The following is a 9156-nucleotide window of genomic DNA, read 5'->3' as shown; positions in this document are numbered from 1 at the left end:
GCGCACTGCCGCTGGAAAAACTGGAGCCGTTTCTGGCACAGATGAAAGCCGTGGACGACCTGGTGAAAGGCTTCGAGCCGCTGGATACCAAGTAATTCCAGCTTTCTAACCCACAGGTAAAACCGAATAACCAAAAGAGGCGGCCCACTGCAGGGCCGCCGATATTTCACCTCACAGACTCTGACTTACGGATTAACAAGGAGCCCGTTATAAAAATGAGCAAGATCGTTGCTGTAAAAGCTTTTGAAGTACTGGATTCCCGCGGTAACCCCACCGTAAACGCCGACGTGATCCTCGAATGCGGCGCGGTAGGTTCTGCCTGCGCACCGTCCGGCGCTTCCACCGGCTCCCGCGAAGCCCTCGAACTGCGCGACGGCGACAAGGGCCGTTACCTGGGTAAAGGCGTGCTGAAAGCGGTTGAGAACATCAACGGCGAAATCGCCAAGCTGCTGGTCGGCATGGACGCAACCGACCAGCGCGCCCTCGACCAGGCCATGATCGATGCCGACGGCACCGAAAACAAATCCAAGCTGGGCGCCAACGCCATCCTCGCCGTCTCCCTGGCCGCCGCCAAAGCCGCCGCGATCGCCAAGGGCATCCCCCTGTACCAGCACATTGCCGAAATCAATGGCACTGCGGGCGAATACACCTTGCCGGTACCGATGATGAACATCTTGAACGGTGGTGAGCACGCCGACAACAACGTCGACATCCAGGAATTCATGATCCAGCCAGTGAAGGCCAAAACCTTCGCCGAAGCCCTGCGCCAGGGTGCCGAGATCTTCCACTCCCTGAAGAAAGTCCTGTCCGCCCAGGGCCTCAACACCGCCGTTGGCGACGAAGGCGGCTTCGCCCCCAACCTGCCGTCCAACGAAGGCGCCCTGAAAGTGATCGCCGAAGCCGTCGAAGCCGCCGGCTACAAACTGGGCGACGACATCACCCTCGCCCTCGACTGCGCGTCTTCTGAATTCTACAAAGACGGCAAGTACAACCTGGCCGGCGAAGGCAAAGAGTTCGACAGCGAAGGCTTCGCCTCCTACCTGGCGGAACTGTCCGAGAACTACCCGATCATCTCCATCGAAGACGGCATGGACGAAAGCGACTGGGACGGCTGGAAAATCCTCACCGACAAAATCGGCGAGAAAGTACAGCTGGTGGGCGACGACCTGTTCGTCACCAACACCAAGATCCTCAAAGAAGGCATCGAAAAGGGCGTGGGCAACTCCATCCTGATCAAGTTCAACCAGATCGGCTCCCTGAGCGAAACCCTGGACGCGATCAAAATGGCCAAAGACGCCGGCTACACCGCCGTCATCTCCCACCGCTCCGGTGAAACCGAAGACACCACCATCGCCGACCTGGCCGTTGCCACCGCCGCCGGCCAGATCAAAACCGGCTCCCTGTGCCGCTCCGACCGCGTAGCCAAGTACAACCGTCTGCTGCGCATCGAAGCCGAGCTGGAAGGCAAAGCGCCTTACCGCGGCATGGCCGAGTTCAAGTAATTCGGAAAGCCCGGTAAACTGGCTTTAAATCGCTTAGTAGCTCACGCTCCAAAGCGAAGGCTCTGATACCGATGGTCCTTTCCGGGACCGTATGCGGCCAGGACGGCCGCATCCGAGCCCCCATGGATGGGTTCACGGCGTGTCCCGGGAAGGACCATCGGTAGCAGGGCCGCCACGGACTTGATGCCGTGCGCAGTACCACTAAAGCCAGAGAGAACACACAAAATATGAAATGGCTGCTGGCAATCCTCGCTGTGATGTTGCTGATCACCCAGTATCGACTCTGGGTGGGTGAGGGCAGTTTTGCGGAAGTCACCCGGCTCGAGCGCCAGCTCGGCGAACAGCAGCAGAAGAACGCCGCCCTCGAGCGCGAAAACCGCCAGCTCCTGCGGGAAGTCCGCAGCCTCAAAGAAGGCACCGACGGCGTAGAAGCCAAAGCCCGCTACGACCTCGGCCTCATCAAAGAAGGCGAAACCCTGTTTATTTTTCTCGACCCCGACAAGAAAGAATCCCCGCGAGAAAAACAATGACCGCCGCAAGCAAACCGGCCCAGCAACCACCGGTAGATAACAGCTACTGGGTCATAGTCCCCGCCGCCGGCTCCGGCAAACGCATGGGCGCCGACAAACCCAAACAGTATCTGCCACTTCTCGGCCAACCGCTCATCGCACATACCCTGCAGAACATACTCAGCTGGCCCGGCCTCGCCGGCATCGTCGTCGCCATTGCCGCGAATGATCGCGACTTCGCCACATTGGTAGAAGCCGCAAACCCGCGGGTACACACCGTCACCGGCGGCGCAGAACGCGCAGACTCCGTACTCGCCGCCCTCGACTACCTGAGTACACAGGCAGCGCCGGAAACCAGCGTCCTGGTACACGACGCCGCCCGGCCCCTGGTCTCCGTCGACGATATCCGGGCACTGGCCGCCGCAGATCCCATGGCCCTGCTGGCCCAGCCCGCCAGCGACACCGTCAAACGGGCCGCGCAGAGCGGGGATAAAAGCTGCGTTACCGAGACACTGCCCAGGGAGCAGATCTGGCTCGCCCAGACGCCGCAGAAAGCACCGCTCGAAACGCTGCGCCAGTGCTTGCAGCAGGGACTCAAGGCGAACCCCACCGCCATCACCGACGAAGCCAGCGCGCTGGAACTGGCCGGTTTCAAACCACAGCTGGTTCCCGCCTGTCGCAGCAACTTCAAAGTCACCCATCCCGCCGACCTGGTACTGGCGGAAGCCTTGCTGCAGCATCGACAGCAATCGGGTGCCCAATCAGGAATTCAACAATGAACCTCAGAATCGGCCAGGGTATCGACGTACACGCCTTCGGCCCCGGCGAGTATGTCGTCCTCGGTGGCGTCACCATTCCCCACGAGCAGGGACTGGTCGCCCATTCCGACGGCGATGTACTGCTGCATGCGCTCGCCGACGCCTTGCTCGGCGCCCTGGCGCTGGGAGATATCGGCAAACACTTTCCCGATACCGACGAAGCCTACGCCGGTGCCGACAGCCGCGCACTGCTGCGTCACGTCATCGTCCTTATCCATGAGCAGGGATACCGCCTGATCAACGCCGACGCAACGCTGATTGCCCAGGCACCGAAGATGGCCCCCCACATTGACCTGATGCGCGCCAATATCGCCGCCGACTGCCAGGTGGAGACCAGTGTCGTGAGCGTCAAGGCGACCACCAGTGAAAAACTGGGTTTCACCGGCCGCAGAGAGGGTATTGCCGCTCAGGCAGTGGTCCTGCTGGAAGCAATCCATGACTGATTCCGCAGGACAAAAGGCGCAAAACTGGGACCTGGACTGGCCGCGCGCACTCGGCGGCGCCGCCATTCGCGGCAACTTCCGCAGCGAGCCGGAAGACTTTGTGGTGGATGAACTGGCAGCCCCGGCGGAAGCAGCAGGGGAGCATGTCTACCTGCATATCCGCAAGCGCGGCGCCAACACTGGCTGGGTGGCACAGCAGCTGGCGGAACTCGCCGGCGTGCGCAGCCAGGATGTGGGTTATTTCGGCCTCAAGGACCGCCACGCCGTCACCACCCAGTGGTTCAGCATATGGTTGGCGCAGAACCCGGAACCGGACTGGTCTGCCGTCAATAATGCAGAAGTACAGGTATTGCAGCACTTTCGCGGTGCGCGCAAATTGCGCCGGGGAGAGCACAGTGGCAACCGCTTCCAGATCCGGTTGCGTAACGTCCAGGGTGACCGCGACGCGGCGGAAGCCGTGCTGGAGAAAATCCCCGCGGGTGTGCCGAATTATTTCGGCGAACAGCGCTTTGGGCGCGACGGCGGCAACCTCGATCTGGTAGAACGCATTGTGGCGGACAACGAAGCCGGCAATCGCCGTCGCATCCCGCGCAACCAGAAGGCATTTGCCATGTCTGCCGCGCGCAGCTGGCTGTTCAATCAGGTGCTGGCGGCCCGTATCGTGCAGGGTAACTGGCAACAGCTAATAGATGAAGAGCCGGAAAGTGCCCCGAGCGGCCCCCTGTGGGGGCGCGGCCGGAATCCGGCGCAGGGGGCGTTGCAGGAACTGGAAGAGGGCGCCATGGCGCCCTGGCGCGGTTGGCGTGACTGGCTGGAGCATTGCGGTCTCAGCCAGGAGCGGCGCCCGCTGATATTGCGGCCCGAGGGGTTTGCCTTTCAGTGGCAGGAAGACGACCTGCTGCTGTCATTTGCCCTGCCTCCGGGCACTTTTGCCACCGCGATCTTGCGCGAAGTGGCGGAACTGGCCAATCTGGCCGCGGGCACAATAAAATAAACGACAACAAATGTGATCGGGGCCGCACCTGTGCCCCGAGTCGTCACCGGTGGGGTGGTTGGAAAGTAGACACCGGTGATTCGCTTCAGGGAGACCATGCGTCCATATGGATCGATTGAGACAAGAAGGCCTGGGGATGACCTCCCAGCGCACCCGCAACCGGCTGATCCAGCGGCTTCGGGATGAAGGAATCAGCAACGAAGAAGTGCTGGATGTTATGGCCTCGACCCCGCGCCATCTGTTCCTGGATGAGGCGCTGGCGATCCGCGCCTACGAGGATACCGCACTGCCCATCGGCTACGGCCAGACCATCTCCCAGCCCTATATTGTTGCGCGCATGACCGAACTGCTGCTGAGCCGGGCCAAGTCCCGCAGCCGGGTACTGGAAGTGGGGGCCGGCTCCGGGTACCAGACCGCCATTCTCGCGCGCCTGGTGGACAAACTTTACTCCGTGGAGCGGATCGCACCGCTGCTGGAAAAGGCCCGTCAGCGTATGCGCGAACTGGGGATTTTCAATGTGGAAATGCGCCTCAGTAATGGCGGCTTCGGCTGGCCGGAGAACGGCCCCTATGATGCCATCCTGTGTGCGGCGGCGCCGGCCAGTGTGCCGGACGAGTTGCGCGAGCAACTGGCGCCGGGTGGTGTGTTGGTGATTCCGGTCGGTTACGAGCGCCAGTTTCTGACCATCGTCACCCGCAGTGAGGACGGCAGTCGCTTCGATGTGGAAAAGGCGGAGCCGGTGCGTTTTGTGCCGCTGCTGAGCGGGGTCGTGCGCTGATGGCCGGGACGATGAACAGCCGATACTGGGGTATTGCCGCGCGCGGCCTGGCTATGGGCGCAGCGGATGTGGTGCCGGGCGTGTCCGGGGGCACCATTGCTTTTATTACCGGGATTTACCAGGAGTTGCTGGACTCGATCAGTCGTATCGGTCCGGCGACCCTGAAGGTTTTATTTAAACAGGGCATTGCCGCAGCCTGGAAGCAGTGCAACGGCAATTTCCTGGTGGCACTGTTTGCCGGTATTTTGACCAGCATATTCAGTCTCGCCAAGTTGATCACCTTCCTGCTGGCAGAGCACCCGATTCTGGTGTGGTCGTTTTTCTTCGGGCTGATCCTGGCATCCACCATACCCATTGCCCGGCGGGTAGAGCGCTGGACCTGGCAGACAACCCTCGCACTGCTTCTGGGTATTGCGGTGGCGATCCTGGTCAGTGAAATGCGTCCGACCCAGATCACCGCCACTCCGCTTTCCCTGTTCCTTTCCGGCGGGGTGGCCATCTGCGCGATGATCCTGCCGGGGATCTCCGGTTCCTTTATTCTGCTGATGATCGGCATCTATCCGCAGGTGATTGCCGCGGTGCACGGGTTCAACGTACTGGCGCTGGGCTGGTTTGCTGCCGGTGCCGCCTGTGGACTATTGCTGTTCAGCCGCCTGCTGTCGTGGCTGATGCACCGGTTTCCGGGGATAACCCTGTCGTTTCTGGTGGGTATCCTGATTGGCAGTCTGAAAATTGTCTGGCCGTGGAAACTGCCTGCGGCGCTGGAAAGTGAAAAACTGGCTCCGGCGCTGTCCAATACCTTGCCGACCACGTTCAGCCAGGTAACAGGGGAACCTTCCTATATTGTCGGTGCCGTAGCTGCGGCGCTGTCGGCGGTGGCACTGGTACTGGTCATCGAATGGGTACACTGGCGTCATGTAAGCAATATCGCACAAGAGTCATAACCGCGGTCTTACACGGCCTGGGAATGGGAGCGGCAGCCCTGGGGCGCGATGACGGCGGCCCATAAATGAGCAAAAAGTAATACTAAAAAAGTTACGTCTGCAGAAGTTGGTAGACGCAGTTTTTTTGCTCGTGTGACAACGCTGGAACAGCAGTTTTCTTTAGACGCTTTTTCCATAAATGCACCCCCTTGATGTAAAAAGAGAATAATGAAACGGCGCTTATTTCTACAAAAAACGGCTGGTTTTTACCAACTCCTGACGAGGAAGCGGCGTCAGTTGGCCGGTTTTTACCGAACCGTTCTCGCCGTCGTTTGCTGCTGTTTTGCGATCACATCCTGTTCCAGCAACCTGGCGCCTACCAGTGCCCTGAATCAGCCTCCCAGTCAGAAAATTCGCCACCACATGGTGAGCAGGGGAGAAACCCTCTATTCCATTGCCTGGCGGTATGGGTGGGATTTCAAGGACTTGGCGGCGGTCAATGGCATTCGCTCGCCCTATAACATTTATCCGGGGCAGCGCCTGAAGCTGTATGGCCAGCCTGTGGTTGCGGCAAAGCCGGCGCCGAAACGCGTGCCGTCAAGTAGCCGGACGGTGCAGAAGAAACCGCAGAAAGTCGCCGTCAGGCCGGTTGCCAAGCCTGCCAGGAAACCGTCAATTTCGGCCAGAAACAAAAATGACATAAATTGGCGCTGGCCGGTCAAGGGACCGCTGCTGGCGGATTTTCGCTCCAATGACCCCCTGCGAAAAGGAGTTGATATCGGAGGTAAAAAGGGGGAGTCTGTTCAGGCAGCGGCGGACGGCACAGTGATTTACGCCGGAAGCGCACTGAGAGGTTACGGCAAGCTTTTGATCATCAAGCACAGCGAGGAGTTCCTCAGTGCTTATGCCCACAACCACAAATTACTTGTTGGTGAGGGTACGGCGGTCAAGGCGGGGCAAAGGATCGCGGAACTGGGTTCGAGTGGTACCGACCGCAATATGCTCCACTTTGAGATACGCCGGAATGGTCAGCCGGTAGACCCTATGGCCTACCTACCGTAATTTTCCCGGTGTTCGCGGGTGCAATGAACTGCCTGTTCTTACGCTGTTGTGCAATAAAAATGGATTTTTATTAATACCACTTGAGGTAGTCGCCGGGACCGGCAGTAACTGCCAAGCAGTGACTCTGCTCACCAACGAAGGTGAGCCGCCGAAAACGGAGACTGTCGCAGAGACAGTGACCGATTCAGTAATCGCGTGCTGTTGATGCGGCTGAAACAGGCATAGTACAAGGAGTTGGGGAAATGGAAGCACAACGTCACGATCACCTGGAATACGGTGCCAGATCAGATATTACCCCCGAGCCAATAGAGCACGAGGCACCCACCAGTACCGAAACCAAAACAACAACCAAATCAGGCCGCGGCCGGAGCAAGGCGGCAAAAAGAAGCTCCGAAACAATCTCCCAGAAATCACCCTCCCAGAAACCAGCAGTTCGCAAACTCGAAGATGCCCACGGGCAGAAAAATCTCGACGCTACACAGCTTTATCTTAACGAAATCGGCTTTTCTCCTCTGCTCACCGCAGAAGAAGAAGTGTATTACGCGCGCAAAGCTCTGCGCGGTGACGCCGCGGCCCGCAAACGCATGATTGAAAGCAACCTTCGTCTGGTTGTGAAGATTGCCCGCCGCTATGTCAGCCGTGGCCTTGCCCTGCTGGACCTGATAGAAGAAGGCAATCTCGGCCTGATTCGCGCAGTAGAGAAGTTTGATCCAGAGCGCGGTTTCCGTTTTTCGACTTACGCCACCTGGTGGATCCGCCAAACCATTGAGCGGGCCATCATGAACCAGACCCGCACCATCCGCCTGCCGATCCACGTGGTCAAGGAACTGAACGTTTACCTGCGCGCTTCCCGTGAGCTGGCGCAGAAACTGGACCATGAACCGTCAGCGGAAGAAATCGCCAACCTGCTGGAAAAGCCGGTTGAAGATGTGGAGCGGATGCTGGGGCTGAATGAACGGGTTACCTCGGTGGACACACCGATTGGTCCGTCGTCGGAAAAAACCCTGGTCGATACCATTCCCGATCAGCAGGAGTCCGATCCGGCAGAGTTACTGCAGGACCGTGACCTGTATGAAAGTATCGACCGCTGGTTGTGTGAACTTCCGGACAAACAGTGTGAAGTCGTTTCCCGTCGCTTCGGTTTGCGGGGATTTGAACCCAGCACACTGGAAGAAGTTGGCCGGGAAATAGGCCTGACCCGTGAGCGCGTTCGTCAGATACAGGTGGATGCCCTCAAGCGCCTGCGTGAAGTGATGGAAACCCAGGGGCTCGACGGTATGTCACTGTTCGCTAACCTTTGATTCTCAATAGATCGGCCAGTACTGGCCATAAAAAAACCCGCACTCTGCTGCGGGTTTTTTATGGCTGGCGTTGTGTGTGGGTGCCTGTTACTTCTGCTTCCAGCGTCCCAGGTTATCCTGGTAATACTCGCCTTTGCCCAGCCGGGCTTCGAGTTTTTCCGCCGCGCGGGCAGCGACCTGGGAAATGTCGATATTGTTGCGTTTGGCGATGTCCGCATAGGCGCGCTTGCGCTTGGCATTGACCCCGGCCACCAGCTGTTCGAGTTCCGGGCTGCTTTGGTCGACGATGGCGATATAGCCGCTGTTGGCCTCGCCCACCAGTCCCTGGGACTGTGCTTCTTTCAGGGTGATGGCGCTGGCCGGCAGGGCAACCAGAAGGGCCAGGGCGAACAGGGATGTCATCAGCTTTTTCATGCGTATTTCCTATACCGTTCTTTTCTCGTAGATGCGAGGAGGGGGTGTCAGTCGGCCTTCAGCCTCAGAAAATCCCTTCCTTATCTTCAAACAGGTTATCCAGCTCTTTGTCTACCTTGACCCGAATTTCGTGTTCGATTTTCACGTTCAGGTTGACGGTAATGGGCTCGCTCGGCGCCTGCACCGCAACGGTGGGCGTACAGGCTGGCAGCAGGGTTGCACTTAACAGTAGCACCAGGGTAATCGCCGGCAGCCGGGTAGATCCTGAAGTTGTCACATACTACTCCTTGATGATGGGAGCCACTGCCGCAACGGGCGTGGTCCATGGCTTTGGTGTTCACTATAGATAGTGCCAGATTAACGCTGACTGAACAGCATCACTTTGACAGCTATTCGAACCGGGACACCGATT

Annotated in this window: 11 protein-coding genes and 1 pseudogene; 10 read left to right on the top strand and 2 right to left on the bottom strand. The window is 58.9% G+C overall.

The genetic code is table 11. The features are described 5' to 3' along the window. The 10 genes and pseudogenes from QZ511_RS09390 to rpoS form a co-directional block, all read left to right on the top strand. A pseudogene (locus QZ511_RS09390) lies at positions 1-95 on the top strand (3-deoxy-8-phosphooctulonate synthase); the annotation flags it as partial. 120 nt (positions 96-215) lie between these two features. Then, positions 216-1502 (top strand): phosphopyruvate hydratase, encoded by a 1287-nt coding sequence (gene eno, locus QZ511_RS09385; RefSeq protein WP_295801965.1) that lies wholly within the window; start codon positions 216-218, stop codon positions 1500-1502. A 227-nt stretch (positions 1503-1729) separates the two neighbouring features. Continuing rightward, entirely contained in the window at positions 1730-2032 is a 303-nt protein-coding gene (locus QZ511_RS09380) for a septum formation initiator family protein (protein WP_295801963.1), read from the top strand. Further along, positions 2029-2790 carry a 2-C-methyl-D-erythritol 4-phosphate cytidylyltransferase gene (gene ispD / locus QZ511_RS09375; protein WP_295801961.1) on the top strand — a complete coding sequence of 254 codons (762 nt, stop codon included), beginning with the start codon at positions 2029-2031 and terminating at the stop codon, positions 2788-2790. Before QZ511_RS09380 ends, ispD begins: the two co-directional genes overlap by 4 nt. After that, positions 2787-3272 carry a 2-C-methyl-D-erythritol 2,4-cyclodiphosphate synthase gene (gene ispF / locus QZ511_RS09370; RefSeq protein ID WP_295801959.1) on the top strand — a complete coding sequence of 162 codons (486 nt, stop codon included), beginning with the start codon at positions 2787-2789 and terminating at the stop codon, positions 3270-3272. Before ispD ends, ispF begins: the two co-directional genes overlap by 4 nt. Then, positions 3265-4266 carry a tRNA pseudouridine(13) synthase TruD gene (locus QZ511_RS09365; RefSeq protein WP_295801957.1) on the top strand — a complete coding sequence of 334 codons (1002 nt, stop codon included), beginning with the start codon at positions 3265-3267 and terminating at the stop codon, positions 4264-4266. Before ispF ends, QZ511_RS09365 begins: the two co-directional genes overlap by 8 nt. A 106-nt stretch (positions 4267-4372) precedes the next feature. After that, entirely contained in the window at positions 4373-5044 is a 672-nt protein-coding gene (locus QZ511_RS09360; protein WP_295801954.1) for a protein-L-isoaspartate(D-aspartate) O-methyltransferase, read from the top strand. 11 nt (positions 5045-5055) lie between these two features. Beyond that, positions 5056-5988: a DUF368 domain-containing protein gene (locus QZ511_RS09355; RefSeq protein ID WP_295801952.1), complete on the top strand. Its 933-nt coding sequence runs from the start codon at positions 5056-5058 to the stop codon at positions 5986-5988. Between the two features lie 207 nt (positions 5989-6195). Then, entirely contained in the window at positions 6196-7029 is an 834-nt protein-coding gene (locus tag QZ511_RS09350; protein ID WP_295801950.1) for a peptidoglycan DD-metalloendopeptidase family protein, read from the top strand. Between the two features lie 242 nt (positions 7030-7271). After that, the gene (gene rpoS, locus QZ511_RS09345; protein ID WP_295801948.1) at positions 7272-8330 is read left to right on the top strand and encodes an RNA polymerase sigma factor RpoS; all 1059 of its coding nucleotides are present in this window, start codon (positions 7272-7274) and stop codon (positions 8328-8330) included. An 87-nt stretch (positions 8331-8417) separates the two neighbouring features. Here the strand turns inward: rpoS and QZ511_RS09340 are convergent, their stop codons facing one another. Together QZ511_RS09340 and QZ511_RS09335 are read right to left on the bottom strand one after the other, a co-directional pair. After that, complete coding sequence (locus QZ511_RS09340) at positions 8418-8744, bottom strand: YdbL family protein (RefSeq protein ID WP_295801946.1); 327 nt, start codon at positions 8742-8744, stop codon at positions 8418-8420. Between the two features lie 64 nt (positions 8745-8808). Continuing rightward, a complete protein-coding gene (locus QZ511_RS09335) occupies positions 8809-9021 on the bottom strand; it encodes a YnbE family lipoprotein (protein ID WP_295801944.1) in 213 nt (70 codons plus the stop codon). Positions 9022-9156: the final 135 nt, after the last annotated feature.

The organism is uncultured Microbulbifer sp. (genome assembly GCF_913055755.1).
Classification (GTDB): domain Bacteria; phylum Pseudomonadota; class Gammaproteobacteria; order Pseudomonadales; family Cellvibrionaceae; genus Microbulbifer.
This window is presented reverse-complemented; position numbering and strand designations above follow the sequence as displayed.